At 62.9% G+C, this 26,961-nt stretch carries 25 protein-coding genes; 11 read left to right on the forward strand and 14 right to left on the reverse strand.

Annotation, left to right across the window (positions count from 1 at the left end; translation table 11 throughout):
* Positions 1-66 precede the first annotated feature (66 nt).
* On the forward strand, positions 67-849 hold the full coding sequence (locus IEX64_RS03165) for an SDR family NAD(P)-dependent oxidoreductase (protein WP_188818156.1): 783 nt from the start codon (positions 67-69) through the stop codon (positions 847-849).
* Between the two features lie 6 nt (positions 850-855).
* On the opposite strand, the gene IEX64_RS03170 is transcribed toward IEX64_RS03165, so the two are convergent.
* On the reverse strand, positions 856-1,809 hold the full coding sequence (locus IEX64_RS03170) for a diguanylate cyclase domain-containing protein (protein ID WP_229710039.1): 954 nt from the start codon (positions 1,807-1,809) through the stop codon (positions 856-858).
* A 191-nt stretch (positions 1,810-2,000) separates the two neighbouring features.
* On the opposite strand from IEX64_RS03170, the gene IEX64_RS03175 reads away from it, so the two are divergent.
* Together IEX64_RS03175 and IEX64_RS03180 are read left to right on the forward strand one after the other, a co-directional pair.
* Positions 2,001-2,486: a VOC family protein gene (locus IEX64_RS03175; protein ID WP_188818158.1), complete on the forward strand. Its 486-nt coding sequence runs from the start codon at positions 2,001-2,003 to the stop codon at positions 2,484-2,486.
* A gap of 153 nt (positions 2,487-2,639) precedes the next feature.
* Positions 2,640-3,911, forward strand: coding sequence for an MFS transporter (locus IEX64_RS03180; protein ID WP_188818160.1), 1,272 nt, complete (start codon positions 2,640-2,642; stop codon positions 3,909-3,911).
* A gap of 12 nt (positions 3,912-3,923) precedes the next feature.
* Here IEX64_RS03180 and IEX64_RS03185 read toward each other — a convergent pair whose 3' ends face one another.
* Entirely contained in the window at positions 3,924-4,928 is a 1,005-nt protein-coding gene (locus IEX64_RS03185) for a LacI family DNA-binding transcriptional regulator (RefSeq protein ID WP_188818162.1), read from the reverse strand.
* Between the two features lie 269 nt (positions 4,929-5,197).
* On the opposite strand from IEX64_RS03185, the gene IEX64_RS03190 reads away from it, so the two are divergent.
* Positions 5,198-6,397 carry an acyltransferase gene (locus IEX64_RS03190; protein WP_188818164.1) on the forward strand — a complete coding sequence of 400 codons (1,200 nt, stop codon included), beginning with the start codon at positions 5,198-5,200 and terminating at the stop codon, positions 6,395-6,397.
* Positions 6,398-6,482: 85 nt separating this feature from the next.
* Here IEX64_RS03190 and IEX64_RS03195 read toward each other — a convergent pair whose 3' ends face one another.
* The 9 genes from IEX64_RS03195 to IEX64_RS03235 all read right to left on the reverse strand — a co-directional run bounded on the left by IEX64_RS03195 (position 6,483) and on the right by IEX64_RS03235 (position 15,869).
* A complete protein-coding gene (locus IEX64_RS03195) occupies positions 6,483-7,652 on the reverse strand; it encodes a thiolase family protein (RefSeq protein WP_188818166.1) in 1,170 nt (389 codons plus the stop codon).
* 1 nt (position 7,653) lies between these two features.
* Positions 7,654-8,085: a Zn-ribbon domain-containing OB-fold protein gene (locus IEX64_RS03200; RefSeq protein ID WP_188818168.1), complete on the reverse strand. Its 432-nt coding sequence runs from the start codon at positions 8,083-8,085 to the stop codon at positions 7,654-7,656.
* 189 nt (positions 8,086-8,274) lie between these two features.
* Positions 8,275-9,006 (reverse strand): alpha/beta fold hydrolase, encoded by a 732-nt coding sequence (locus tag IEX64_RS03205; RefSeq protein WP_188818171.1) that lies wholly within the window; start codon positions 9,004-9,006, stop codon positions 8,275-8,277.
* Positions 9,007-9,036: 30 nt separating this feature from the next.
* Positions 9,037-9,957: a TIGR03619 family F420-dependent LLM class oxidoreductase gene (locus tag IEX64_RS03210; RefSeq protein ID WP_188818173.1), complete on the reverse strand. Its 921-nt coding sequence runs from the start codon at positions 9,955-9,957 to the stop codon at positions 9,037-9,039.
* A gap of 40 nt (positions 9,958-9,997) precedes the next feature.
* Entirely contained in the window at positions 9,998-11,221 is a 1,224-nt protein-coding gene (locus tag IEX64_RS03215) for a CaiB/BaiF CoA transferase family protein (protein ID WP_188818175.1), read from the reverse strand.
* Positions 11,208-12,371 (reverse strand): CaiB/BaiF CoA transferase family protein, encoded by a 1,164-nt coding sequence (locus IEX64_RS03220; protein WP_188818177.1) that lies wholly within the window; start codon positions 12,369-12,371, stop codon positions 11,208-11,210. The genes IEX64_RS03215 and IEX64_RS03220 overlap by 14 nt, the downstream gene beginning before the upstream one ends.
* On the reverse strand, positions 12,368-13,132 hold the full coding sequence (locus tag IEX64_RS03225; RefSeq protein ID WP_188818179.1) for an SDR family NAD(P)-dependent oxidoreductase: 765 nt from the start codon (positions 13,130-13,132) through the stop codon (positions 12,368-12,370). The genes IEX64_RS03220 and IEX64_RS03225 overlap by 4 nt, the downstream gene beginning before the upstream one ends.
* On the reverse strand, positions 13,129-14,559 hold the full coding sequence (locus IEX64_RS03230; RefSeq protein WP_188818181.1) for an aromatic ring-hydroxylating oxygenase subunit alpha: 1,431 nt from the start codon (positions 14,557-14,559) through the stop codon (positions 13,129-13,131). The genes IEX64_RS03225 and IEX64_RS03230 overlap by 4 nt, the downstream gene beginning before the upstream one ends.
* A gap of 23 nt (positions 14,560-14,582) precedes the next feature.
* Positions 14,583-15,869, reverse strand: a complete 1,287-nt coding sequence (locus IEX64_RS03235; RefSeq protein WP_188818183.1) for a metal-dependent hydrolase family protein — start codon at positions 15,867-15,869, stop codon at positions 14,583-14,585.
* Positions 15,870-16,146: 277 nt separating this feature from the next.
* Here IEX64_RS03235 and IEX64_RS03240 point away from each other — a divergent pair, with 277 nt between their 5' ends.
* From IEX64_RS03240 to IEX64_RS03255, 4 genes are all read left to right on the forward strand, one after another.
* A complete protein-coding gene (locus IEX64_RS03240; RefSeq protein WP_188818185.1) occupies positions 16,147-16,482 on the forward strand; it encodes a 2Fe-2S iron-sulfur cluster-binding protein in 336 nt (111 codons plus the stop codon).
* Between the two features lie 198 nt (positions 16,483-16,680).
* Positions 16,681-18,006, forward strand: coding sequence for a cytochrome P450 (locus IEX64_RS03245; protein WP_188818187.1), 1,326 nt, complete (start codon positions 16,681-16,683; stop codon positions 18,004-18,006).
* 30 nt (positions 18,007-18,036) lie between these two features.
* The gene (locus IEX64_RS03250) at positions 18,037-18,882 is read left to right on the forward strand and encodes a glucose 1-dehydrogenase (RefSeq protein WP_188818189.1); all 846 of its coding nucleotides are present in this window, start codon (positions 18,037-18,039) and stop codon (positions 18,880-18,882) included.
* An 87-nt stretch (positions 18,883-18,969) separates the two neighbouring features.
* Entirely contained in the window at positions 18,970-21,321 is a 2,352-nt protein-coding gene (locus IEX64_RS03255; protein ID WP_188818192.1) for a TonB-dependent receptor, read from the forward strand.
* On the opposite strand, the gene IEX64_RS03260 is transcribed toward IEX64_RS03255, so the two are convergent.
* From IEX64_RS03260 to IEX64_RS03270, 3 genes are all read right to left on the reverse strand, one after another.
* Entirely contained in the window at positions 21,311-22,099 is a 789-nt protein-coding gene (locus IEX64_RS03260; protein ID WP_188818194.1) for an alpha/beta fold hydrolase, read from the reverse strand. The two genes, IEX64_RS03255 and IEX64_RS03260, sit on opposite strands and share 11 nt — an antisense overlap.
* A gap of 64 nt (positions 22,100-22,163) precedes the next feature.
* On the reverse strand, positions 22,164-22,931 hold the full coding sequence (locus tag IEX64_RS03265; protein WP_188818196.1) for an SDR family NAD(P)-dependent oxidoreductase: 768 nt from the start codon (positions 22,929-22,931) through the stop codon (positions 22,164-22,166).
* A gap of 103 nt (positions 22,932-23,034) precedes the next feature.
* Complete coding sequence (locus IEX64_RS03270) at positions 23,035-23,526, reverse strand: flavin reductase family protein (RefSeq protein ID WP_188818198.1); 492 nt, start codon at positions 23,524-23,526, stop codon at positions 23,035-23,037.
* Between the two features lie 398 nt (positions 23,527-23,924).
* On the opposite strand from IEX64_RS03270, the gene IEX64_RS03275 reads away from it, so the two are divergent.
* From IEX64_RS03275 to IEX64_RS03285, 3 genes are all read left to right on the forward strand, one after another.
* Positions 23,925-25,349 (forward strand): aldehyde dehydrogenase family protein, encoded by a 1,425-nt coding sequence (locus IEX64_RS03275; protein WP_188818200.1) that lies wholly within the window; start codon positions 23,925-23,927, stop codon positions 25,347-25,349.
* Positions 25,350-25,421: 72 nt separating this feature from the next.
* Positions 25,422-25,862, forward strand: coding sequence for a hypothetical protein (locus IEX64_RS03280; RefSeq protein WP_188818202.1), 441 nt, complete (start codon positions 25,422-25,424; stop codon positions 25,860-25,862).
* Between the two features lie 31 nt (positions 25,863-25,893).
* Positions 25,894-26,961, forward strand: a 1,068-nt coding sequence (locus IEX64_RS03285; RefSeq protein WP_188818204.1) for an acyl-CoA dehydrogenase family protein, incomplete at its 3' end; no start/stop codon positions are given.

Genomic DNA, 26,961 nt, shown 5'->3' on the forward strand with positions numbered 1-26,961 from the left:
GACCCATACCGGGCGGGCGGCTATCGCAACGCCGATTTGGATTTATCGAGGCGCAGGAGCAGGAAGATGAAGGTAGCGATCATTACGGGTGCAGGCAGCGGCATCGGGCTCGCCACGGCGAAGATCCTGCATGGCGAAGGTTTCGCGATCGTCGGTGTCGGCCGCAGCAAGGACAAGCTGGCGACGCTCGAGGCCGAGATCGGCAATCCCGATCACGTGCTGGCGATCAGCGCGGACCTGACCGATCCAGCCGCGCCGGCCAAGGTCGTCGCTCAGACCCTCGAGCGCTTCGGCCGCATCGACGCGCTGGTGAACAACGCGGGCGTCGGCAGCCCCAAGCCGCTCGACGAAACCGACGACGAGACGCTGGATTCGTTTCTCGACATCATGCTCGTGGCCCCATTCCGCCTCTGCCGCGATGTAATTCCGCACCTCAACGAAGGTGCGAGCGTGGTCAATGTGACCTCGACTTATGCCCATATCGGCGGTCGTCGCGGCGGGGCCTATTCGGCAGCCAAGGGCGGCCTCAAGTCGCTGACCGAGCATATGGCCTGCGAATACGGCCCGCGCGGTATCCGCTCGAACTGCGTCGCACCCGGTGTGACCATGACCGACATGGTGGCCCATCGTTTCGAGGACGAGGCCTTCAAGCGCACCAACGTGGAAACCACGCCCTACACGCGCATCTCGGAGCCGGAAGACGTTGCCAACGTCATTGCGTTCCTGTGTCTGCCGGGAAGTGAAATGATCAATGGTCAGTCGATCGTCGTCGATGGCGGTTGGACCGCGACCAAGTATCTCAGCCCACGCGTGACCCGCACCAAGTGGGTCGAACCCGACGAAGCCTGAACCAGGTCAGGCCCTCCGAAGCTCCGGAATGCTGGGGTGACGGCTGACGCACAGGGCCGGGCGACCCGCTCGCTTGGCCCTGTACAGAGCTGTATCGGCAGCTGCGAAAAGTTCGTCCGGGGCGGTTCCGGGAGGCGACAGGTTGAACGCCATCCCCGCGCTGAAGCCCAGTGGCAGGGATCGCCCAAGATGCCGGATGGGAGCGGCAAGCTTCGCAGTGTGCTTGCGCACGAGCGCTTCAGAAGCGCAAGGCGACATCGTTGCCGGTAGCACGATGGCAAATTCGTCCCCGCCTATGCGCGCCACCAGTCGTGCCTGGGGGAACGCATCGGCCAGTCGCTCGGCGAAGCGGGCAAGGCACAGGTCCCCGGTGGCATGGCCCCATCGATCGTTGACCGCCTTGAATGCGTTGAGGTCGAACAATACCAGGGCTCCAACATGCCGGAGGGCATCGTCGCCACGGGTGAGATCGAGAAATTCGGCGTGGAAACGCGCCCGGTTCGCGAGACCGGTAAGCGTGTCGTTTTCGGCGAGGCGGCGGAGCCTGTCCCATTCGGCCTTTTCGGCTGTTATGTCCTGCTTCATGCCAAAAAGGCGAACGGACCGACCATTTTCGACAGCAGTTCTGGCGGTGATCCGTATCCAGCGTAGTTCGTTATCTGGGCGCCGGATCTGTGCGTCCATCGCAAAGCCGGAGCGGGACTGGATGGCCTGCGAACGCAGTCTTTCAAGCGCTTCGCGGTGCGGCTCGCGGTAGAGTTCGATCACGGCGCGGCGATCGGGGTGTCGCTCATTGGACAGGCCAAACAGATCGAACACGGCATCGGTCCACTCCAGCCGTTCGCTTGCCAGATCGCAGGACCATGCCCCCATGCCCACGAGCGCAGCCGCATCCGCCAACAGGCTGTCGCGGCAACCTTGCCTATCTGCGCTAACCGTGCGCTCGATGTGTGCGTTCAAGACGCGCCCTTCACTCTCGAAGCGGGCCTCGACCCGGAAAGTTCAAAGCTACACGTAGCCCGGTAAACGTCCTCCTAACGATGCTGCTCGAGACGGGCTTCGTGTCATCTCCGCTGCGGTCAAGACAGCGGCGTTGCGCGGGGAGGGGGCTTCATGGATAGTCCCGGCAAAATACGCGGGAGAAACAACTGATGATCAGAGGCATCCACCACATCGGCATGAATTGTCGCGACATCGAACGGATGAAGCGCTTCTACTGCGAGGCATTCGGGTTCGAGCCGGTGGACGAGGAAGGCTTCGGCTGGGCCGATCAGGAGGTGATGGACTACATCGTCGACGTGCCCAGGTCGGTCGCGAAGGGCTACATGCTGCGCGCCGGAAGCTGCTATCTTGAGATGTTCGAATACAGCGCGCCCGAATCCGAGCTCGACCGGCCGCTTCGCCCCTACGATCGCGGCTATACGCACTTCTGCATCGATGTGACCGACATCGAGAAGGACATCGCCCACCTCAAGGCCTGCGGCATGACCTTCAACGACCGCGAGTTCGTCGATGTCGGCCACGTCAAGACGCTCTACGGCTATGATCCCGAAGGCAACGTGATCGAGGTGCAGCAGTGCGCGCCTGCCAATGGTTTCACACTCGAGGAACTGCGCGAAAAGGCGCCCGCAAGCTGATCGTTTCCCTGCCGTCAGACGATCGGCAGGGCTTTCCGGTGTCCGGGGTGAGCGCTGTTACCGCGCGGGGAATAGGCGCGGCGCCCGGTACGCGCTAGGCAGGATGCTTGGCGCGCTGGAAAAAGATGCGCCGCCGGGAGGGAGACACAAGGCTTGGTAGAAGCGAAGATGACCGCGGCGCAGGAGTTCCGCCGCCACTGGCCGATGGTCGTCGCAGCTGCGATCGGCTTTTCCTTCACATCCGTCATTACCGCAGCGACGGGGCTGTTCATCGGCCCGATCAGCAAGGAATTCGGCTGGAGCCGTGCGCTGACTTCCTCCGGGGTTTCGATCACCGCGGTTCTCGTTTTCATTTTCTCTCCGCTGTTTGGGGTCTTCATCGACAAGTGGGGCGTGCGCCGCATGGCGATTCCGGGCCTCGTGCTGATGGCCATGGTCATGGCGTCGCTGGCCCTGCTCGACGGATCGCCCTGGCAGTGGTTTGCGATCTGGACGGTCTATTCGGTAGCGGCGCTGATGACGAAGTCGACCGTCTGGACGGCTTCCGCCAACAGCACGTTTACGGCCGGGCGCGGCCTTGCACTGGGGCTGGTGCTTTCAGGCAGCGCTCTGGCGCAGGCGTTCACCCCGATCATCGCGGAATACCTGATCCGCATGGAAGGATGGCGCATGGCCTTCGTCTGGCTGGCTGTGGGCTGGGGATCTCTTGCGGTCCTCATGTGCCTGTTCTGGTTGCGCGATGGCTACGAGATCAGCCGCAAGGCCCAAAAGGCAGAGGCGGCGCAGGGAATCAGCAGCACCCTTCTCGATGTTCCGGGGCTCACCGTACCGGAGGCGCTACGCGATCCGGCGTTATGGCGTATCGCCATTTCCACTTTCGTGATCATGACTGTCACCATCGGTCTGGTCGTGCACCAGATACCCATCCTGACCGAGGCGGGATTCAGCCGCGAGACGGCCGCTTTCTATGCGCTTCCGGCGGGCCTTTCGGGCATTGCTGGCAAGCTGATCACCGGTTGGCTGCTGGACCGGTTTCCGGCCCGCTGGGTCGGCGGACTGACCATCGGGGCCACATCGATCACCTTCCTGTTGCTCCTCACGCCGGGCGCACCGGGCTGGGCGATGGTCACTGCACTGATGATCAACGGCTATGCCGGCGGCACCAAGCTGCAACTGGTCGGCTATCTCACCGCAGCCTATTCCGGCATGCGCAAGTTCGGCGCGATCTTCGGATTGATGGCCAGCCTGATCGCGGCAGGGTCGGGTCTCGGGCCGGTCGCGGGTGGACTGATCTACGATATCTGGAACAGCTACGCTCCGGGCCTGTGGGCCGGCTTCGCACTGACGCTGATCAGCGCATTGCTGCTGCTGGGGCTTGGGCCCTATCCGGACTGGGATCGCAAAGGCACGGTTCGCGTCAGCTAGCGGCCGGCGCGGTCAGCCTTCGATCGGTTCGACCGAATCGCGGATGATCAATTCGGCTTCGAAGATGGCCGGCAGCGCTGGCGCGTCGGTGTTCGCCGTGATGCGGGCGATTGCCTCGCGTGCCATCGCCTTCCATGGCACGGCCATCGAGGTGAGGGCTGGCACTGTGCGTGCCGCCAGCGGGGCATCGTCGAAGCCGATCACCGACAATCGGGAAGGCACCGGCGCGCCCACTTGCGCCGCGGCATGGAGGACGCCTGCAGCCATCTCGTCGTTGCAGGCGATAATCGCCGTAGGCCGGGGGCTTACTTCCAGCAGCAGGCGTCCGGCGGATATTCCGGACTCGAAGGTATTGTCGCCCGACACGATCAGCGAGGCTCCGCGATCGAGTTCGTGATCGGCCATGGCGTCGAGATAGCCCAGTTCCCGGTGCTGCGCATTGAGCGAGGTTTCCGGGCCGCCGACGAAACCGATGCGGCGGTGCCCGAGGCGAACGAGCCAGGTGACCAGCGTGGCCATGGCCGGGCGATCGTTGCAGGCCAGTCCCTGATCGCCGCGCACCCGCCCGAGCCGCACGCAGCGGACCTGTGCATCTGCGCAGACCGCCGCGATATCTTCGCGTTCGGACAGCGGGGGCATGAGCACGACCCCGCTGGGGCGCAGCCGGTCGAGAAAGGCGCGCAGTTTGGACACTGTATCTTCCGGTGCCAATGACTGCAGCACCAGCGCCAGATCGCTGCCTTCAAGCGCTTCGGTCATTCCGGTCTCGACCAGTTCGAGCACGCCGCGATCCGAATTGTCATGGATCAGCGCGACGAGGAAATTGCGCTGCAGGGCCAGCCCGCGCGCCTGAGCATTCGGCACGAAGCCGGTTTCGGCAATCACCGCCTCGACCTTGGCGCGGGTTTCCGCGCTCAGCAGCTCGGCGTGATTGAAATAGCGGCTGACCGTCTTCTTAGAAACGCCGGCAAGTTCGGCGATCTCGGTAATGGTCATGCGCGTGGAGGGAACCTTCATCGACAATCCTTCGCAGGTCCTCGATGGCGGGACCGCCTTGGTTAATTCGAAACGACCCTAACGAGACGGGACAGGCCAATAAGTCAAGATTTCAGGCCTCTGATGGCGCAAACCAGAGCTTGTGCCAATCACCGTTGGCAAGTCTGTGCCGGAGAAGCGGGAGACGCGGCGCAGGGGCGTCGTAACCGCGCAATTGCAGAGCGCGCGGAACGCGCCTAAGGCACCGTGTTTAACGCCAAGGCCCCTTGGGCCCATGTATCTGGAACCCGATGAAGCCTGCACCGTCGCAACGCCACTATGGTATGGACTGGCTGCGCATTGGCGCATTCGTCCTGCTGATCTTCTACCATGTGGGCTACAACTTCACGCCGTGGGGCTATCAGACGCCGACGCGTGGTCCGGTCAGCTGGGCCGAAATTCCGCTGCTGGGCCTCAGCCCCTGGCGCCTGTCGCTGCTCTTCGCGATCTCGGGATATGCCAGCTCGGCGCTGCTCGCCAAGGATCGCGGCAATACCGGCGCCTTCTTCCGCAGCCGTCTGGCGCGCCTCGGGATTCCGCTGATCTTCGGCCTGATCGTGGTCGTGCCGCCGCAGCCCTACATGGGGCTGGTCAATTCGGGCTATCAGCACGACTACATCTATTACATGCTGCACGACGCCTTCAGCTTCCAGAAGGTGCGGTATGAATATGTCCCGCGCACCATGCACTTGTGGTTCGTGGTCTACCTGCTGGCCTACACCGCGATCCTGTGCGCGGTGCGCGCCGCGCTGCCGCAGTCCTGGCGCGACGGTATCAGGAACGGTGTCGAGAAAGTCCTGGCAAGCTGGGCGCTTCTCCCGCTCGGTGTTCTCTTCGTGTTTTCGGTCCGGGAATACCTGCCGCATGGCTGGACGGACATGCACAGTTTCCTGAACGACAGGGCTGCGCACCTTCACTATGGCGCGATGTTCCTGTTTGGCTTCCTGCTGCGACAGTCCGAGCCGCTGCGGCAGGCAATCGCGCGCCAGTGGAAGGTGGCTGCGCTTCTGGCGGTTCTCGGCTTCGCCTGGACAGCCAGCGATGCCTATTTCTATCCCGGCAACATCCGCACGCCTCCGGAATGGCGTCTGGCGTTCTGCTTCTCGAAGTCGGTGCAGAGCTGGAGCACGGTGATTGCGCTGTTCGGCATCGCCGACCGGTTCTGGAACTACGATTCCAAGTGGCGCCCGACGCTCGCGGAGGCGGTCTTCCCCGTCTACATCGCGCACCAGACCATCATGGTCTTCGTGAGCTACTGGATCCGCGACAAGGGCCTGACTGCGCTGCCGGAATTTCTGATCCTGTGCGGGTCGGTCGCGGGCGGTTCCTGGCTGTTCTACCTCGTCGGGCGCGAAATCGGACCGCTGCGGCCGCTGATCGGGCTCAAGCGGGAACGGCCTGCCAAGCGCGACGTCACCGACGGGCCGACGCTCGCATCTTCTGCGACCTGAACAGCGATTCCCAAAGGTAACAGGGTCTGAGCAAGGGACCGGTCCCGCGGGAGGAGAGCCCACGGGACCGGAACTGGTGCAAAGCTCAGTCCTTGGCCAGCAGCAGCGCTGCCGCCATGGGGCCACCACCCGAGGTGGCGACGGCGACCTTCGGGTCGCCCGGGATCTGGCGTTCGCCGCCGAGCCCGCGAAGCTGGGTCACAGCCTCATGGGCAAAGCCGAAGCCGTGCAGGCGTCCTGCGCCGAGCTGGCCGCCGTTGGTGTTTAGCGGCAATTCGCCGTCGAGCGCGATGCGGGTGCCGCCTTCGATGAACTTTCCGCCTTCACCCTTTTCGCAGAAGCCGAGCCCTTCGAGCCACGTCAGCGGCAGGAAAGCGAAGCCGTCGTAGAACTGGGCGGTGTCGACGTCGTCCTTGGTGTAATCGGTGTGTTTCCACAGGTCCTCGCCGGTTTCGTAGGCGGCGAACCAGTCGACCTGATCCCACGAGTAGCGATCGACCGAACCGGCCATGGAGGCAATGCGCACCGGCTCGCACTTCACTTCGTCCAGCGCGTCGCCGGCCGAGACGATGATGACGGTCGATGCGTCGGAAAAGCGGTCGCAGTCATAGAGGCACAGCGGCGTCGAGATGAGACGCGCCGACATGTACTTCTCGAAGGTCAGCTCTTCCTTGGTGATCGCCCGGGCACGCGGGTTCTTCATGGCGTTGCGCGAACCGTTGAGCGCGATCTGCGCCAGCTGCTCGCGGGTCAGGCCATACTTGTGCATGTGGCGCGAGGCATACTGTGCCACCCAGCACGCGGCCGAGGTCGCCCAGAACGGGCTGGTCCACTGCGAGGCACCGGAAACCGTCGCCTGCTTCATGCCCGACATGTAGACTTCGGGATTAGCCATGCCGCCGGCTTCGTAGACCGTACGGAAGCAGATGACGTGGCGGCACAGGCCCTGCTTCACCGCCATGGCGGCCATGCCGATGGCGGAAAGCTGGGCGGGCTGCTCGATGGCGCCCATGTGCCACTTGGCGTCGATGCCCAGCGTATCGATCAGGTCGTCGGCACCGATCGGCGAGAACGCCAGATAGCCGGGCGACTTGCCGGGAAACGTGAAGACACCGTCGATCTGGTCCAGCGTCAGGCCGGCATCGTTAAGCGCCTCGTTCACCGCGTCCACGGTGAGCAGCATCGGGTGGCGCGGCAGGCGCACGCCAACTTCGGACTGGCCGATGCCGGTGATGTAGGCTTCCTTGCTCGCCATCTCAGTTCGCTCCCTCGGCCTGGCTCGGCACATGCTTCTCGAAGAGGGGATAGTAGATGTCGTCCTGTTGTTCGAACGTGACGCGCACCGGATCGCCAAAGTTTACCTCGTCGACCGGGCAATTGACGATGTTCGTCGTCAGGTAGACACCAGGCACACCGTCGAGTGCGACGCGGGCGATGACGAAGGGTACTTCGAGACCCTTGGCCCAGGGCTGGTGGTTGATGGTGAAGGTGTCGACGACACCGGTTCCGGCCACTGCCTCGGGGGCGATGTTCTCGGACTGGCAGTGGCGGCACAGTACTTTGGGTGGGTGCGTGTACTGGCCGCAGTCGCCGCACTTGATGATGTTGAGCTTACCTTCCGCGCCGCCGGTCCAGAAGGGGGTGTTCTCCTGGTCCAGCCGTGGCTTGGGGCGTGGTGGATTGGACATCGCATGCTCCGGGTAAATTCTTGCGCCGCGGGCGGTAAAGGATGCCCGGTAAGCCTTGGACTTATCCGTCCCTCAAGCCTGCCGCTCCTGCCCTCCCGTTGGCGGCGACAGTCCGGCCACCGGTGAAAAAGGTCAAGTGGGATCCGATGATTGATCGTGCCTGCGGTCCGGGCAATGCGGGGGCGTTGTCTAGGCTGTCTGGCTCTTGCCGACGACCTCGATCAGCATCTCGGCAACACATTGCGGCTCGGTGAGCATGAGGTCGTGACCGGTGTCGACTTCGAACACGTAGTCCGCCTCAAAACAGCGATGTTTCAGGCCGTCGGGCCGCACGGAAAGCGTCGGCGTGCAGTTGATGCTCGTGCGTGGAATGCGGCGCATCTCGTCTTCGCGTTCCAGCCGCAGCTTCTGTGTGAAGCACTTCCACGGCTGCGGGGCCAGGCGCGGTTTCGCCCAGGCGTAGTCTTCCGGATCGGGCAGGCCGAAGGCCTCGATGGCGACCGGGTCAGGCAGTTCCACCACGTCGACGCCGTTTTCGGTTCGCATGAACCCGGCGGCCATCTCTATCATGCCGGGCGCGACATCGACCAGGGACTCGCCGTTCCTGGGATGAGAGGCATCGAGGAAAACGAGGTGTCCCACGCGGTCGAGCGCCTTGTCCGCCACACCGGTGATCACCATCCCGCCATAGGAATGCCCGGCCAGATAGACGTCATGCAGGTCCTCGTGAAACAGGTAGCTGACGATGTCCGCGATATGGGTGTTGAGGTCGATGCCTTCGTGGAGCAGGTGGCGCCGCTCGCCCAGGCCGCTGAGGGTCGGGCAGTGCACTTCGTGCCCAGCCTCGCGCAGGACGGCCGCGAGGCGCGTGTAGCACCAGCCGCCATGCATTCCGCCATGAACCAGAACGAAGGTCACCATGTCGCTCTCCCGATGTGTCGTTCTGCCGGTCTATCGTATTGCCGGCATGATCTCTTCGGCCACCCATTGGGTGTAGTCGTAATAGCCCTGGATCGAATCGACCGCAGGGATCGGCACCGAACTCCACGTGACGCCCAGATCCTTGATCTCGCCGAGACGGTCGAGGATTTCCTGCTTGGACTGATCGGCACGGGCGTTGGGATCGTCGATCACCTTGTGACCCTTGCCCACGCGGCTCGTGGACATGCCGTAGTACACGTCGGCCAACTGGCCATTATAGTCGGGCTGCGACTTGATGAAGTCGATCTTGGCCGGGATATCCTCCGGCTTGGTCAGGAACGGCCACCAACCCTGCGCGTAGCGGGCGATCCGCTTGAGCACGGGCTCGGCATCGCCGCCGAACCAGACCGGCAGGTGCGGCTTCTGCACCGGCTTGGGTTCGAAGGCGACATCCTTGAAAGAGACATACTTGCCCTCGAACTCGGGCTCGTCCTTGGTCCACAGCTCGATGATGGCCTGGATGTATTCCTCCGCCATCGCGCCGCGTTCGTGGAAGGGCACGCCGAGCAGCGCGAATTCCTCTTCCAGCCAGCCGACGGCAAAGGTGATCGTCACGCGGCCGGACGAGAGCCAGTCCATCGTCGACAGCGCCTTGGCCGTGACGATGGGGTTCTGCGCTGGCAGGATCGCGATGCACGAATTGACGCGAATGCTCTCGGTCGCACCGGCCGTATAGGCCATGGCAGTGTAGGCGTTGAAATAGAACGGGCCCGACAGTTTCACGTGCTTACGGGGAATGATGTGATGCTCGGGAATGGCGATCATCTCGTAACCGAGCTTTTCCGCCCACTTGGCCAGCTTGGTCTGGTCGGCACCGGTTACCTGTGCTTCCCAGGGCTGCATCGTGGCCTTGAGCCGCAGCATGTGCGGCATCGCGAAACCGAGCTTCATCAATCTCTCCCATCGTTGTGGTCGACGGGAGCGTTCTTCCTCAGTCGATCACCTTGCGCGCAATCAGATCGTCCATTTCATCTTCCTGCAAGCCCAGAAGCTCGCGGTAGACGTAGGCGTTGTGCTCGCCGAGGAGTGGTGCGCCGCGTTCGACGACCGGGGGGTCGGGCTCCATGCGCCAAGAGGGACCGATGATCGGACGCGTGCCGGCCCGGTTGTCGCTGACCATGCGATAGGCCTCGCGGGCCCACAGGAAGCCATCGGTGCACAGGTCAATCGAACTCATCGACTTGAACGCGGGGACGCCCGCATTCCTGAGCTTTTCGGAGAGGTCTGCAGCGTCATGCGCATGGGTCAGCGCGCCGATTTCCGCATCGAGTGCATGACGGTTTACCAGCCGGTCGGAGAGCGAGACGAAGCGCCAATCGGCGGCGAGGGCAGGGGCCTCCAGCACCTTGCACAGCGCCTGCCATTCCTCCTCGTTCGCTACCGCGATACTTGTCCAGTCAGTGCCCTGGCAGGGGTATGCACCGTGCGGACACATCTCCGGATGGAAGTTGCCGTCCGACTCGGGGACGTCGCCGGTAACCGACCATGCGAAAAGGCTGTCGCCGACGAGGCTGGTCATGGTCTCGACCGCGGAGAGGTCGATGAACTGACCTTCGCCGGTGCTTTCGCGATGGTGGAGGGCGGCAATGCAGGCCAGCGCGGCGCAGGCGCCGGCGGTCGAATCGCCGTAGCGGATGTTCATGCCCTTGGGCGTCTCGTCTTCATGGCCGACGAGCGCGGTCAGGCCCGAAAGCGCGGCAAAGCAGGGGGCATAGCCGGTCTGATAGCCAAGCGGTCCGTCGGTGCCCCACATCTTGATCGAGCACTGGATCAGGTCAGGCTTGATCTTCTTTAGGTTCTCATAGTCGAGGCCCGAGCGTTCCATCGCGCCGGGGCGGATGTTGTCGATCAGGATATCGGCCTCACCGATCATACGTTTGACCAGTGCGAGTCCCTCGTCGGTCTTCATGTTGACCTGCACCGAGAGGATCTCCTGATTTATCGACAGGAAATAGGGCGCGGAATTGATGTCCACCCCGCCATAGGCGCGCATCTCGTCGAGATTGCTCATCGACTCGATCTTGATGACTTCGGCGCCGAGATGGGCCAGCATCTTGCCCGCATAGGGGCCCGCCCAGACCTTGGTCAGCTCGACGACGCGCACGCCCTTGAGCGGGCCGCCGCGATCGCGGTTCCAGTGCTCAGGAAGCGGCATTTCGGGTCTCCTCCTGATCCGCACCAAGCGCGGGGGCAGGCGTGCGGACCTGAACCGGCGTGGCGCTCATGCGATAGCAGGCGCCCGGATAGGCGACTTCGCCGAAGGCAGGGTGTTCGGCCTTCTGGAAGAATTCTCGGTGGATGAACTGCTCGTGCCTGGGCAAGTCGGCAGCGGTGTTGACCGGGACCATGGCGACGCCCGATTTCTGCGCCGCCTCGGTGATCGGCAACTTCTGCTGCAGTGCAATCCAGCCTTCGAAGTTCTTGCGGAACTGCGAGACATTGGGCGCGGTGCAGTCGAACTCCAGCCAGTCTTCGCGGAAATCCTGTGCCCATGCAGGATTGCCCATCAGTTCGCACAGCGACTTCCAATGCTGGCGTGTGGTCATGAACAGGAAAACGTGGCCGTCCGCGCAGGCGAACGAGGTCCCCGGGCCGCCCATGTCGTAGGCCGTGCGCTCATTGCTGGGATCGACATCGCCGGCGAGCATGCGGTCGAGCACGCAATCGATGCGGTTGAGCTGCACCTCGACCTCGGAAACGTCGATGAACTGGCCTTCACCGGTGCGGCGCAGGCGCAGGAGCGAGGCCATCGTGCACATCGCCGCATCGATCCCGGCTTCGTAGTCCGAGAGGAAGCGGCCAGCGCCCTTGAGTGGTGGCTTGTCCGGCGGGGTTTCACTGGGGCTGTGATAGGCCCAGCCGCCGGCGTTGATGACGTTGACCGGGCGGCTCTTCTGCCATTCGGCCGGTGCGCCCTGACCGAACGGGGTGACCACGGTGTGGACGAGGGCAGGGTGGGCTGCAGCTACCGCGTTCTGGGAGAGGGCGTGGCTTTCGCCCCACGCTTCGTCATGGTCGTCGATCAGTGCGTGCGCACGCGACAGCAGCCGGTCGAGCGTGGCGCGGTCTTCGGGCTGGTCGAGATCGAGCACGACCGACTTCTTGTTGGTGTTGAGATAGGCGAACAGCGCGCTCTCGCCGCCCTTGAAAGGCCCCATGGCGCGCGTGGGGGCACCGCCGGGCCGTTCGACCTTGATGACTTCGGCGCCAAGGTCGGCCAGCAGCTTCGCGGAATATTCGCCGCTCACGCGCTCTGCGATTTCGATGATGGTCAGGCCGGCAAGGGCACCCGGTGTCTGCGTCACAGCGATTGTCCGTCGTCGATGGTAAAGGTTGCGCCGGTCACCTGTTTGGAGGCGTCGGAAAGCAGGTAGAGCAGCATGGCGTCCAGCGAATCTTCGTCAAGCAGGCGGCGGCGATGGAGACGCTGGATGTCCTGCTGGCCGTGCTCACTGGAAAACCATTCGGCGTTGATCTCGGTGGGAATCCAGCCGGGCTGGAGCGTGTTGACGTTGATGCCCTGGCGTATCCACTCGCGCGCAAGTTGACGGCCGAGGTGGGCCAGCCCTGCCTTGGTCGCCGCGTACATCGCGTCTCCGGTGCCGTTCTGCTGCGCCGTAATCGAACCGATCAGGACGACGCGTCCGTCGCCGCGCTCGCGGCTGCCGGAGGCGATCAGGCGCTTGGCGCACTCGCGCGAGACCAGATAGCTGCCGAGCAGATTGGTATCGAGTACGCCCGACACGCCGTCGGCAGCAACATCAGTCGCGTGACCGCCCGTGCCGATACCGGCATTGGCAACGACACCGTGCACCGTTCCGAAGCGCGCCTCTGCCGCATCGAAAGCGGCGATCACCGAAACCTCGTCGGTCACGTCGAGCGATACGCCGAGGGCTTCGCTTCCTTCGCTCTCGATTTCGGACGCGAGCGCCTGCGTGCGTTCAAGCCGCCGCGCCCCGAGGACGACGCGCCCGCCGGCTTTTGCGATGGCCCGAGAAAAGCCGGCGCCGATGCCCGAAGAGGCACCGGCGACCAGCACTGTTTTACCCTTGAGCGAGAACGTCACGTGCGCTGCAGAGCTTTCATGTTCGGCCGCTTGGGTTCCATCGCCATGTACTTGTCGATGGTGTTCTCGAAGTGGCGGATACGGATTTCCTGATAGTCGGCCAGGGTCAGGCCATCCTTGGCGCTGGCTTCGAGGCCTTCCTGCTGCGCGTAGAGGTTGTCCGTGTCCTGATCGAGAATTACGCCGAAGCCCGGGTCCATGCCCTCCGCTTCTGCGAAGGACTGGTGGTCTTCCAAGATCTGCACCTCGGCCGTTTCCACGTAGCTGCCGTCCTTGGGCTTGGGCCGCATGAACATCACTTCATAGATCGTGCGGCGGTGATCCTTGGGGTCGGGGCGGAAGCGGTAGATCATCGGCAGCGAAATGCCCGGGAACAGGAACAGGTTCGGGAAGAACGTATAGCTGTAGGTGTCGAGCAGTTCGGTGTCGGATACGTGGCTGAGATCGGTGTTGGTCGCCGTCTCGAACATCTGGCGGAACATGTCGGCCATGATCTGCCGGGCGCGGTCGCCTTCCTTGAACTCCGGCTTGGTGCCGCCCAGCGAGGAGCTGTCACCCAGCGTGAAGTTCTCGATGATGTCGGCTTCGGAATACTTGTCACGCAGCTTTGGGCTGACAACGCCGAGCGTCGAGATGAAGCGGTTCACGTGGTCGCCATAGACGTCGTACTGCGAATTGACGTCGCCGTTGGCGGGCTGGACCTGCGGATGGGTGTCACCGACGTGATAGGCCTCCATGAAGGCTTCCATGGTCAGCTTCCAGTTCGCCGGATAGCTCTTCTGGACATGCAGGTAGATGTAGCGGTTTTCCAGCTTCCAGGCGTTGAAGTGGGCCATGGCTTCCGGGCCGAAGTACTCTTCCAGGCTCGGCGCTTCGGGATCCATGTTGACCCACACGAAGCCGCCCAGACGCTCCACGCGCGCTTCGGGCAGGCACATGTTGCGCTTTTCGGTATGCGAGAAGTCCCACTTTTCGGGCAGTTCCTTCATCGAACCGTCGAGGTTCCAGGTCCAGCCGTGGAAGGGGCACTTGAGGTCGTTGGCAAAACCCGCCGTGCCCGAGGGCTTGAGCTTGGTGCCGCGATGGAGGCACGCGTTGAAGTGGGCGCGGATGTCGCCGTTTTCGCAGCGCGTGACGATGAACGAGTACTGCCCGATGTCGTAGACGTAGTAGTCGCCGGCTTCGGGAATGTGGTCCTCGCGGCAGGCCATCTGCCAGGTGCGCGTCCACATCTTCTCGAACTCGCCCTTGGCGAATTCGGGATCGATGTAGCGGTCCTTCGAGATATCCTCGCTGCCGAGGTATTCGTAATGCTCGCTGGCAGCCCATTCGGGGGCCTTCACGTTGTCCTGCGCAATGATCTCCTGCGTGGACTCGGCCGGATGCCGCGCTTCGCCGGGCTTCAACATGCCGGTTTCGACATTCATCTTATGCAACTCCTGCTGGGTGCTTATTCCGCCGCTTCCAGAGCGGGGGCGTGCTGTTTGGTTGCGAGGGCGGGGATGATCTTCTGGATGGCGCCGTCCTTCATGACGAGCGCGATCTTCTCCGGCCCCGAAAGGACGGAGATGTCGCCCAGCGGATCGCCGTCGACGAGGATGAGGTCTGCAAGCTTGCCGGCTTCGAGCGTGCCGAGTTCGCCATTGTACCCCATCGCGAGGCCGCCATTGGCCGTGGCGCAGATCAGCGCGTCGGCGGGCGAATAGCCGTAGAAATCAACAAAGAACTTCAGGTCGCGGCCCTGCGTGCCCTGCGGGCTCCAGCCGAAGCCGTAGTCGCCCCCGATCAGGTGACGGATGCCGCGCTTGCGCAGTTCGATATGCGTTTTGATCGAGTTCTCGAGCAGGTCGGGGATGTTCATGTAGCCGCCGACTTCGGGCGAAAGCCCATGCCCGCTCGCTTCGCCGCCCATGATCTGCGCGAAGAGGCCGACGGTGGGTACGACGAAGATGCGGTCCTTCGCCTCTTCCATTATGTCGAGCAGTTCCTCGTCCGAATATTCGGTGTGGAACAGCCCGTCGACCCCGGCACGCACACAGTACTTGGTGCCGTCGATCGAGCGCGTGTGAGCGTTGATCTTGCGGCCATAGGCATGGGCGGTTTCGGCCGCGACGCGGATTTCATCGAAGGTCATCGGCGTCGTGTGACCGGGCGTGTTCGGATAGAACGGGTCGCCCGAGACATCGAGCTTCACGTTGTCGATCCCCTCGCGGCAATGCAGTCGCACTGCCTTGCGCATTTCCTCCACGCCATCGACGATGGTGGAGGGGCCGATGCGCGGATTGTGCGCGGTGCTCTCATCACCCATCGCGCCGGTGACGCTGATCTCGAGACCACCGGCCCGGATGCGCGGGCCGGGGAGGCGCCCGGCGTTGACTTCCTCACGCACGGCTACGGCCAGCTTGAGCTTGGCTTCCGAGGCGCCGTAGGCACTGGTGAAACCCGCCTCGATCAGCGCCTTGGCGCCGCGCGCGGCCGTGAACACCTGCGTTTCGGGGCTGGGGGTGATCAGGTCTTCGGTAGCACAGACATTTTCGAACGAAAGGTGCGTGTGCCCCTCGGTCATGCCGGGCATGCAGAACATGCCGCTGGCGTCGATCACTTCATCGGCCGTTTGGGCATTCTCGCCGGAACCGACCGATACGATGCGGTTGCCTTCGATCACGAGATCGCCCTTGAAGGGCTCTGCGCCGGTTGCCGTGAATATCGTGGCGTTCTGGATCAGCGTCCGTCCCACGTTTTCTTCTCCCATTAGCCCGGTGGACCGTGCGGGCGGTCCATTGCCGAAATTCAGCGTTGGCAACCTAGTTTGAGGGGGCGTTTCGGCAAATGACTGGCCATGCAGAACCGGTTTCCCCTGACGGCGCGTGCCCGGGCCTCCTTCATCACCAGTCAAGTGGCGGAGCGCGGGAGGTTCTTTGCAAAAGGTTGTGGCCTAAGGCATGGGAAACGGCAATTGTACGCATGTCGCGGCGCTTTTTTGCGGCCGCAGGATCGAGAGGAAATTGCAAGCGATGGGCAACCTGAAAGTCACCATGACCGACGTCAACGCTGAGACGCAGACCTTCGACGATGTCGAGGAAGGCATCAGCCTGATGGAACTCGCCAAGCAGCACGGTGTCGCCGGAATCATGGGTGATTGCGGCGGTGGCTGTGCCTGCGCGACCTGCCATGTCTATGTGAGCAAGGACTGGTTCGAGAAAGTCGGTGAGCCGGACGAAATCGAATTCGCCATGCTCGATATGGTCGCAGACGTCATGCAGGACAATTCGCGCCTCGGTTGCCAGATCAAGATGTCGCCTGAACTCGACGGGATCGATGTCACGGTCGCCCCGGCTTCCTCCTACTGAGCGGGCTCCCATTCGATCCGCTTTCTGCCGCTTGGGCCAGTGGTCGGGCGGCAGCCTTTGCAGGTGAGGGCAAGCGTGGCTTCGAAGGCGGGCATGGCGGCACGGCAGTGTCGCGTCCATATGGAGCGGCAAGACACCGGAATTCGTGCCCGCCAGAAATCGCGGCGCGATTCAAGAGCAGGATGACAGGACGGCACCATGGCTACGCAAACCACCGAGGAGCGCATTTCCGAACGGCTTGAGCTTTCGCCCGAAGAGGCCAAGCTGCTTAAGGAAGGCACGCTCGCCGACACCGAGATCCAGGCGCATCCGCGCGATTTCTACCGCGCGATGCGTCACGGCGATCCGATCCACTTCGACGAGAAGCTGGGGTCCTGGCTGGTCACGCGCCACGAGGATATCTCGGCCGTGCAGTCCGATCCGGTCACCTTCTCGGTGAAGCACGGCTATTCCGAACAGCAGGCGCGCGGCATGCGCGAGGAGTTCGAAGGCTATCTGCGCGAGCATGGCGGCGGCTATTTTCCCGACGCGATCATGTCGGACCCGCCGTACCACACGCGCATCCGCAAGCTCATGGAGAACGCCTTCACCGCACACCGCGTGAAGGAGCTTGAGCCGCGCATCACCGCCGTCGTGCACGATCTCATCGAGGAAGTCGTCGCGAAGGGTGAAGGCAAGTGCGATGCCGTCAAGGACATCGCCATTCCGCTCACGATCCGCGTCATCGTCGAGCAGCTCGGCCTCGATCAAGGTATGGAAGAAAAGATTTCGCGCTGGTCGGTCGCCGTGACGGCACAGATCGGCGCCATGCAGACCCGCGAGACGATGCTGGAGAACGCGCAGCAGATTGCCGATCTGCAAAACTACCTCATCGCCAAGATGAAGGAAAAGGAAGCTAATCCGACCGAGGACATGATTTCCGACCTCGTTCACGCCGAAGTGACGAACGAGGATGGCAGCAAGGAAAAACTGACGTTCGAGGAGGCCGTTTCGCTGGTCCGTGCGACCCTGATCGCCGGTAACGACACCACGGCAACTGCCATCGGCAACCTCTTCTACGTGCTGACAACCCGGCCGGGTATTGCCGAGCTGCTGGAAAGCGTGATCGACGATGACCGCCAGCTCAACCGCTTCATCGAAGAGCACCTCCGCAACGAGCCGCCGGTACGCGCACTTTCGCGCATGACCACGCGCGAAGTGACCGTGAATGGCACGACGATCCCGGCGCATGCGCACATGCTGCTGGTCTATGGCTCGGGCAACGATGACGAAACGGTCTTCCCGGAACCGCGCAAGTTCGACATCGAGCGCAAGAACATCGGGCGTCATGTCGCCTTCGGTGGCGGTCCGCACCGCTGCATCGGCCTCGCGCTGGCCCGCATGGAAGTGAAGGTCGCCGCGCGCGAAATCGTCAAGCAGATGAAGAACCTGAAGCTGGCGATCCCCGAAAGCGAAATCACCTATACGCCGACAGTGGCAACGCACACGATCGAATCGCTGCCGATCACGTTCGAGGCCCGCTGAGGCCAGTTATATGGGTCGGGAGAGATAAACGTGGCAAAGGAACTGGCGGGCAAGGTCGCCATCATCACCGGTGGCGCCAGCGGCATCGGCAAGGCGACGGTAGAGCTGTTCGTCGCCGAAGGCGCGAAGGTCGTCATTGCCGACGTGCAGGACGAACCGGGCGAGGCGCTGGCCGCCAAGCTGGGCGATGTGGCGGTGTTCAAGCACACCGACGTGAGCAGCGAGACGGATATGCAAGCCGTGGTCGACCTTGCTGTCGAGCGGTTCGGCGGGTTGGACGTGATGTTCAACAACGCCGGCATTTCCTGCGGCGCCTATCCCAGCTTCCTCGACGACAAGCTCGACGATTTCGACCGGGTGATGCGGGTGAACGTGCTGGGCCCCATGCTCGGTACCCGCAATGCCGCGCGCGTCATGGCGAAGAGCGGGAAGGGTGGTGTGATCCTCAATACCTCGTCCATCGCCGGCACGCTCGCCGGGATGGCGATGATGACCTACCGCGCATCCAAGGCTGCGCTCATCCAGTTCAGCAAGTCGTCCGCGATCGATCTGGCGCAGCACGGCATCCGCGTGAACTGCATCGTTCCCGGCCATGTCCGCACCGAGTTGTCCTCGTTCGGCGAGAAGGGCGCGGACAGCGATCTGGCTGCGCGGATTGAGGAGGGCGTCAATGCCGTCTACCTGTCCAACCAGCTCATCAAGCGGCGCGGCGAGCCCGAGGATGTGGCCCATGTCGCGCTGTTCATGGCCAGCGACAAGTCGCGTCACATGACGGGCGCAGTGCTGCCGGTGGAAGGCGGCGTCACGGTCGGCGATCCGGTCAACCACCTGCAGGACATCATGGACGCCCGCGCGGCCGCGATGGCTGCAAGCTGAGAATTTCCAGACTCCGGTAACGGGGCAAATTTGTGCATCAAAAAGGGGGACGCGCCGCAAGAGCGCGCCAATAGAGGAGGTGAATCCATGAGGAAGATGATCGTGGTCGCGCTTGCCGCCGGAACCTGCCTGTCGGCACCGGGTGTCGTTCATGCCCAGGACGCGGGAAGCGAAGGCGTTTCAGGGGGCGAGATTATCGTCACCGCACGACGCCGCGACGAAACGCTCTCAACCGTGCCGGCAGCGATTACCGCGCTGAGCAGCGATGATCTGGTGCAGCGCGGGGTCCGTACCGATTCCGACCTGCAGACGGTCGCGCCGGGCCTGACAATTCGCCAGACCCAGGGCAACAACTCGCTGACTTACTCGATCCGCGGGCAGACAGCCGATACTTTCTCGGGCTCGCCCTCCGCTGTGATCGCCTACCTCAACGAAGTGCCGCTGACGATCAACGGCGCGTCTTCGTTTTACGACCTCGAAAACGTGCAGGTCCTGAAGGGGCCGCAGGGTACGCTGTTCGGTCGCAACGCCACAGGCGGCGCGGTGCTCTACAACTCGGCCAAGCCGGTCAACGAGTTCAAGGCAAATTTGCGCGGTCGTATCGGTAACTACGACATGCATGAAGTCGAAGGCATGCTGAATGTACCGCTGGTCGACGATACCGTCATGCTGCGCGCGGCTTTCGATACGATCCGAAAGGACGGCTACATCCGCAATCTGCTCAACGATGAGCGCTTGGGTAACGTGAAGCGCGACAGCGGCCGTGTGACGCTGACGATCAAGCCCAGCGACGGCATTCAGAACACAACGATGGTGCAGTACACCAAGACCGGCGGCACCAATACCGGCGCATCCTATACCTACAGCGTCTATTCGTGCGGCGACACCAACAACGGTTTTGCGCTCACCTGCAGCGCAGGGCTGCTGTTCGGCCCCGGTCTCGATGCCGCCTTCGGGACGCCGGGCCTCTGGGATGCCTATCTTGCCGCTCATCCCGACGCCTATGCGCCCGGCCTGATCGACTACGTCAACGAACAGCGCCGCATCGGGCCTTACAAGACTCGCCATCCCGGCGGGGCAAGCCACCATGGCAAGGACTGGTTCGTCAGCAACACCACCGAGATCGAACTGGGCGGCGGCGCGACCCTGCGCAACATCTTCGGCTATTCGAATTCGAAGACCCGATCCGAACAGCCGCAGCTAGGTGCGCCCTTTGTGACCATCCTCACGGCCAATGCCGCTTCGGGTGAATACGGCAACCAGCTCAAGGTTCGCTCGGTGTCCGAGGAACTGCAGGTCCTGGGCGATGCCATGGACGGCAAGCTGGAATACATTTTCGGCTATTACATGCAGCGTCAGCGCAGTGATACGCTGTGGCCGCAGACCTATTTCGACGTCTCCCCGGTTTCTCCGCCGAGCTACGTCACCAACAACTTCCGCATCCGCAACAAGACCGACGCGGTCTATGGTCAGTTGTCCTATGAAGTCGTTCCCGACCTGAAGCTGACGGGCGGCTTGCGCTGGACGCGTGAGCGCGTTTCCATCGCGCAGCTTCCGGCGGCGACCTATACCTTCGGTGCCCCCGACCAGAAGAAGACGTTCTCCGATCCCTCATGGGAAGTCGGGCTGGAATACAAGGTTACACCGGAATGGTTCGCCTACCTCAAGACGCGCGGCAGCTTCCGTTCGGGCGGCTTCAACGGGGCGGCCCCGCCGGTCAATGCGACGGCCACCTTCGGCGGTAACCTGTTCGATTCCGAACACACGCAGGATATCGAAGGCGGTGTGAAGTATGCCGGGTATGTCTTTGGACGCCCTGCCAATTTCGCGAGTGCAGTGTTCGTCCAGTGGATTCAGGACGTGCAGCGCGTCGAGTTTCCCGATCCGGACGGGCCGGGCGGTCTCGCCTCGATCGCGGTGACGGCGAACGTGCCCTCCAGCCGCATCTGGGGCTTCGAGGCGCAGGGCAACGTTCGCCCGGCGCAGTGGCTCGAGATCGGCGGATCGATGGCGTACACCAATGCCAAGTTTACCGACGGCAACATCCAGCTCTTCGGCACGCCTTATGCCTATGGGCCGGTGGGCGACACGCCGAAGTTCTCGGGTACCGCCTATGCGCAGATCACCATGCCGGTGGGTGACAACATGGGTGACGTCTCGCTGCGCGGTGAAGTCTATGGGCAGTCGGCGCAGTATTTCTCGAATGCTGCAGCCTCGATTGCGCCGGGCACGCGCCTGCCGGGCTACGCGCTGGTTCATGCCCGTCTCGACTGGAACAACATCGGCGGTTCGGACTTCTCCGCGGCCCTGTTTGCCAAGAACCTGACCGACAAGGCCTACTTCGTCGGCGGTATGACGCTTGCCGCTGCGCTGGGCCACAACGCTGCCGCCGTGGGCGAGCCGCGTACTTACGGACTGGAGCTGAGCTTCAAGTACTGACGAACTGGGCGATTTCCCCGGCGATGGTGCGGGGGATCTCGAGAATGAGCATATGACCCGCATCGGCATGGTCGATGCGGGTCACATTCTGTCCGGCGCCTTCGATCAGTTCCGCGATCAGGCGGAAGTCGGCCACGTCCTGCGCGCCGCTGAGGAGCAGGGTAGGCGTAGCGAGTTCCGTCAGCCGGTCGACATCGGGCAACTCGCGCCGCTGGTCGTCCTTGATCCATTGCTGGCCGTGAAAGGCATCGATCGAGGCGCGCAGGAGAGCGGCCGCGCTGCTATTGCGGGTCGTCTCGAAAAAGGGGTGCTGCCACCACAGGTTTCGCGCGGCGTCCATGTCGCCGCTGCGGGCGAGCCGTCCGACCTGTTTCCACTTGTCGACCCAGTCTTCCGACCAGGACCATCCGACCATGCCCGGGCTCACGAGTACGAGCCGGCGCGCGCGCTCCGGATGGCTGAGAGCGAAGTTGAGAGCCATCGCACCGCCTTGCGACATGCCGCAAAGGTCGATCTGCGCGAGGCCCAGCCGGTCGATCAGCGCGAGCAGGTCCTCGGTATGTGAAAACGGCACGCCGGGCTCGCCGGTCGAATCGCCGAAGCCGCGCTGGTCGTAAGTGATCAGCGGCAAGTCGTCGGGCAGGGCGGCGATGAGCGGTTGCCAGTCATGCCGCGATCCACCGAAACCGTGGGCAAGAACAAGCGGGATGCCCGTGCCGTCGCGGCGCTCGCCGACGAGGACGGCGCTTTCGAGGTCGATACGAAAAGGGGCGGTCATGACCGCCCCTTGGTAGCGCTGCTCCTGAATGCTTCAAGGGGGCGCCTCGTCTGGTGTGCAGGGTTCAGGCGGAACCCATGTAGCGGCCGCCGTTCACGCTAATGGTCTGGCCGGTCATGTAGCCCGCTTCTTCAGAGGCGAGGAAGGCCGCGGCGGCAGCGATGTCTTCGCCGGTGCCGATGCGGCCGACCGGAAGCGCCTTGCCATAAGCTTCGATCGCGCCAGGTTTCTGCATGATTTCGGCGCTGCGCAGCATCGGGGTGTCGATCGAGCCCGGCGGGATCATGTTGGCCGTGATGCCGTGCTCGCCCAGGGCCATGGCGAGGCACTTGGTGAAGGCCAGCAGGCCGCCCTTCGAGCTCGTGTAGTGGGTCTGGAAGGCCGAGCCGGACTGGACCGACGAGGACGTGATGTTGATGATGCGGCCCCACTTGGCCTCGATCATGTCGGGCACGCATTCCTGGGTGACGAAGAACGGACCCATCAGATTGACGCGCAGGACGCGCTCCAGCAGTTCCTCGGTGATATCCAGGAACGGCGTGAACGGTGCGATGCCGGCATTGTTCACAAGAATGGCGATCTTGCCGAGTTCCGCGCGGGTCTTGTCCGCGGCGGCCTTGATCGCGGCCTTGTCGGAGCAGTCGGCTTCGATGGCGAGGGCGGTGCCGCCGGCATCGCGCACCATTTGTGCAGTTTCCTCCGCACCCGCGCCGTTGATGTCCCAGATGGCAATCTTGGCGTCGTCTTCTGCGAGACGCAGGGCCATCGATCGGCCCATGCCCGAGCCGGCGCCGGTGATCACCGCTACGCGGCCGTTAAGGGAACGTGTCATATGGAAGCTCTCTCCCGAAGTGAATGCATCAGATGTTGAACACCTGAACAGTATCGCTCGCCTTGAAGTCAAGCCGCCTAGGCGATGTTGATCGGGTGGCGCGTTACATGCGTTCGGCGAACCCGCCGTACCGGCCGAGGTGGAACAGCATGGGATCGTCCTCGCGCACGGTTTCCATGCGCAGGACCCGGCCGAGCACGAACCAGTGATCGCCCGCTTCGGTGACGGAATAGAGTTCGCATTCGATCGAGGCGATCGAGTTGGCGATGATCGGCAGGTTGTGATCCGACAACGCGTATTCGACGCCCACGAACTTGGCTTCCCCCTTGGCGGAAACGGAGCGGCATACGTCCTGCTGGTCGCTGCCCATCACGTTGACGCAGAAGTGTCCCGCCTTTTCGATCAGCGGCCACGACGACGAGGACTTGTCGGGAAAGAAGCCGACAAGCGGCGGATCGAGCGACACGGACGTGAATGTGCCGACCACCATACCCGCCGGCTTGCCTTCGTCGAGCGCAGTGATCACGCAGACGCCGGTGGGATAACTGCCGAGGACCTTGCGGAAATCGGCGGGATCTATGGTTGTCTCACTCACGTATCTGGGTCTCCGTTCTCTGTGGCTCAAGCCATGGCTACGTCGATTGCTCGCAGCGCATAGCGAAAAATTCACAATAGCGAAATATCTGCTGCATATCTGAATTGCCACGCTGTCGCGATATCACGGCAATTCCTGCCTTCTTCATGGCTCCGGGGCAAGGGGAGTCATGAAATCGTGATCTTCAAATGCTTGCGAATTCGTGGCTATCACCTGCTCATAATTGCAGGTGGAGGCAATTTAATCGCGCGCTTAAATCGCTTGCCATCGAGCCGCCAAAAGTGCAGTGGACGGGATGTATCGGATTGCCCGTTGCGTCAGAGACGGTCGACCGAAAAATCATGTGACCGCCGCAGCCCGGCACGCCGGGGCGCGCTGAAAGCCAAGGGAAGAATGACATGGCCACCGCTGAACTCGTAGCAGAAACCCCCGTTGCCGCTGAAGTCGCGGAACTGGTTGCCCGCTCGCGCGCGGCGCAGCAGCAGATCGAGAACGCGACCCAGGAGCAGGTCGATACCTGGATCAAGGGCATGGTCTATGCCGTCTGCAAGCCGGGCATGGACGAGGAAATCGCGCGTGAGACGGTCGAGGAAACGCAGCTTGGCAACTATGAGGGCAAGTTCAAGAAGATCTCGGTAAAGACCCGTGCCACGCTGATGGACATCATCAACGACAAGTCGGTGGGCGTGATCGAAGAAGACCGCGAGCGCAACCTCGTGAAGATTGCCAAGCCGGTGGGCGTGATCGGTGCCCTGTCGCCTTCGACCAACCCCGAGGCGACCCCGGTCATCAAGGCGATCAGCGCCGTTAAGGGCCGCAACTCGATCATTATCTGCCCGCACCCGCGCGCCAAGTTCGTCAACGCCAAGATCTGCAACCTGATGCGCGATGCGCTGGTCAAGATGGGCGCCCCGGCCGACCTCGTGATCCCGATCGAGCAACCCTCGGTTGAGAAGACCAACGAAGTGATGAAGCAGTGCGATCGCATCCTCGCCACCGGCGGCACGCCGATGGTCAAGGCTGCCTATTCGTCGGGCACTCCGGCGCTTGGCGTGGGCGTGGGTAACGCCGTAATCACCGTGGACGACACCGCCGATCTCGATGACGCGGCAGCCAAGATCCTGTTGTCCAAGACGCTCGACTATGCGGCTTCGTGCTCGTCGGACAACGCCGTGATCCTGCTCGACGCGATCTACGACAAGATGCTGGCCAAGCTGCAGGAAAAGGGCGGCTTTATCATCGAGGGCGAGGACAAGACCAAGCTGCAGAACGCCATCTGGGAAGACGGTGAGCACATCAATGCCAAGGTCGTTGCCCAGTCGCCGCAGTTCATTGCCGATTATGCCGGCTTCACCATCCCGGAAGGTACCAATTTCTTCATCGTTCCCGAAACCGGCACCGGCAAGGAGCACCCATTCTCAGGCGAGAAGATGACCGTCACCATGGCGCTCTACCGTGCCAAGGATCTCGACGAGGCGATCGAGCTGACCAATGCGATCCAGGCCTACCAGGGCCAGGGCCACTCCTGCGGTATCTATTCGCAGTCCGACGAGAACATCATGAAGCTGGCCATGCACACCAAAACCAGCCGCGTGATGGTCAACCAGCCGCAGTCGGCCTCGAACTCGGGCAACCTGTGGAACGGCATGCGCCAGACCTTCTCGCTGGGCTGTGGTTCGTGGGGCGGCAACGCCACCAATAACAACGTCACCTGGCGCGATCTCATCAACGAGACCTGGGTCTCCAAGCCGCTGCCCGAACACAAGGTTCTGCCTTCCGATGAAGATCTGTTCGGCAAGGACATCATCGAACTGGTCGGCTGACGCTTTTGCGGAAACCGGAAGGGGCCCCGACGCGTTCGGGGTCCATTCCGGATCCGCAAAGGAGAGCACCCGATGAAGAACTTCCCACTCATTGCCACCGCCGCGCTTGCCCTTACGCTTTCCGCCTGTTCCGGCGGTAACGAGGCGCCCGAGCCGGCGGCGACCAGTGAAGCGGCCGACGCCAGTGCCGTCGCCGAAAACACCATTCCCGAAGCCTTGCGCGGACGCTGGGGCCTTGTCGAGGCCGACTGCACCAGTGACCGGGGCGATGCCAAGGGATTGCTCGTGGTCGATGCAGAGAAGCTCGAATTCTACGAATCCGTGGCCAAGCTCGGCATGATCAAGGCGCGCGACGACAATATGATCTCGGCTTCGTTCGAATTCTCCGGCGAAGGTGACGACTGGATCATGGCCGTCGCGCTCTCCACGCCCGACGGCGGCGAAACACTCGTGCGTCAGGATACCGGCCCCAATGCCGCTCCGGACGCGCTTACTTACACCAAGTGCCCATGAGAGGCAGACATCAACAGGAACAGGGGCTGAGATGACCGAACAGTTCGGGCTGACCGAGGACCAGATCGCGATCCAGGAGACCGCGCGCAAGTTCACCGCCGACATGATCACGCCTTTCGCGGCCGAGTGGGACGAGAAGTCCCATTACCCGGTCGACGTGTGGAAGGCCGCCGGCGAGCTGGGCTTCGGCGCAATCTACGTTTCCGAGGAGAGTGGAGGCATCGGCCTCGGTCGCCTGGACGCGGCGTTGATCATGGAAGCCATGAGCTATGGCTGCCCGGCCACCAGCGCCTACATCTCGATCCACAACATGGTCGCGTGGATGATCGATTCCTTCGGCGACCAGCAGCTCAAGGACCGGTATCTCCCCGATCTGTGCACGATGGAGAAGATCGGTTCGTACTGCCTGACCGAGCCCGGCTCCGGTTCGGACGCGGCAGCGCTCAAGACCAGTGCCAGGCTGGATGGCGATCACTACGTTCTGAACGGCACCAAGCAGTTCATCTCGGGCGGCGGCTACAACGACGTCTATGTCGTCATGGCGCGTACCGGCGACCACAAGTCGCGCGGGATTTCCTGCTTCGTGGTGGAAAAGGACACGCCCGGCCTGAGCTTCGGTGCGCCGGAGAAAAAGCTTGGCTGGAACAGCTCGCCTACCGCGCAGGTGATCTTCGAGGATTGCCGCGTTCCGGTCGAGAACCGCGTCGGTGCCGAAGGCGACGGCTTCAAGTTCGCGATGGCCGGTCTCGACGGCGGCCGTCTCAACATCGGTGCCTGCTCGCTGGGCGGTGCGCAGCGCTGCCTCGACGAGGCGATCCAGTACGTGAAGGACCGCAAGCAGTTCGATCAGCCGATCGCTGAGTTCCAGAATACCCAGTTCCGCCTTGCGGAAATGGCGGCCGAGCTCGAAGCCGCGCGCGCACTGCTCTATATCGCGGCGGACAAGGTGACCAACAAGGCGCCCGACAAGACGCGTTTTGCCGCCATGGCCAAGATGATGGCGAGCGACACCGGTTCTTCGGTGGTCGATCGTGCGCTGCAGATGTTCGGCGGCTACGGCTACTTGCGCGACTATCCGATCGAGCGTTTCTGGCGCGAC

Source organism: Novosphingobium indicum (assembly GCF_014645195.1).
Lineage (GTDB): Bacteria > Pseudomonadota > Alphaproteobacteria > Sphingomonadales > Sphingomonadaceae > Novosphingobium > Novosphingobium indicum.

Excerpts from the sequence above, each read along its gene's own strand:
- IEX64_RS03265 (WP_188818196.1), bottom strand. The coding sequence starts at position 22,931 with ATGACACGTTCCCTTAACGGCCGCGTAGCGGTGATCACCGGCGCCGGC.
- IEX64_RS03165 (WP_188818156.1), top strand. The coding sequence starts at position 67 with ATGAAGGTAGCGATCATTACGGGTGCAGGCAGCGGCATCGGGCTCGCC.
- IEX64_RS03175 (WP_188818158.1), top strand. The coding sequence starts at position 2,001 with ATGATCAGAGGCATCCACCACATCGGCATGAATTGTCGCGACATCGAA.
- IEX64_RS03260 (WP_188818194.1), bottom strand. The coding sequence starts at position 22,099 with ATGACCGCCCCTTTTCGTATCGACCTCGAAAGCGCCGTCCTCGTCGGC.
- IEX64_RS03215 (WP_188818175.1), bottom strand. The coding sequence starts at position 11,221 with ATGCCGCTTCCTGAGCACTGGAACCGCGATCGCGGCGGCCCGCTCAAG.
- IEX64_RS03280 (WP_188818202.1), top strand. The coding sequence starts at position 25,422 with ATGAAGAACTTCCCACTCATTGCCACCGCCGCGCTTGCCCTTACGCTT.
- IEX64_RS03185 (WP_188818162.1), bottom strand. The coding sequence starts at position 4,928 with ATGAAGGTTCCCTCCACGCGCATGACCATTACCGAGATCGCCGAACTT.
- IEX64_RS03210 (WP_188818173.1), bottom strand. The coding sequence starts at position 9,957 with ATGAAGCTCGGTTTCGCGATGCCGCACATGCTGCGGCTCAAGGCCACG.
- IEX64_RS03200 (WP_188818168.1), bottom strand. The coding sequence starts at position 8,085 with ATGTCCAATCCACCACGCCCCAAGCCACGGCTGGACCAGGAGAACACC.
- IEX64_RS03195 (WP_188818166.1), bottom strand. The coding sequence starts at position 7,652 with ATGGCGAGCAAGGAAGCCTACATCACCGGCATCGGCCAGTCCGAAGTT.
- IEX64_RS03230 (WP_188818181.1), bottom strand. The coding sequence starts at position 14,559 with ATGAATGTCGAAACCGGCATGTTGAAGCCCGGCGAAGCGCGGCATCCG.
- IEX64_RS03245 (WP_188818187.1), top strand. The coding sequence starts at position 16,681 with ATGGCTACGCAAACCACCGAGGAGCGCATTTCCGAACGGCTTGAGCTT.
- IEX64_RS03275 (WP_188818200.1), top strand. The coding sequence starts at position 23,925 with ATGGCCACCGCTGAACTCGTAGCAGAAACCCCCGTTGCCGCTGAAGTC.
- IEX64_RS03240 (WP_188818185.1), top strand. The coding sequence starts at position 16,147 with ATGGGCAACCTGAAAGTCACCATGACCGACGTCAACGCTGAGACGCAG.
- IEX64_RS03190 (WP_188818164.1), top strand. The coding sequence starts at position 5,198 with ATGAAGCCTGCACCGTCGCAACGCCACTATGGTATGGACTGGCTGCGC.
- IEX64_RS03255 (WP_188818192.1), top strand. The coding sequence starts at position 18,970 with ATGAGGAAGATGATCGTGGTCGCGCTTGCCGCCGGAACCTGCCTGTCG.
- IEX64_RS03205 (WP_188818171.1), bottom strand. The coding sequence starts at position 9,006 with ATGGTGACCTTCGTTCTGGTTCATGGCGGAATGCATGGCGGCTGGTGC.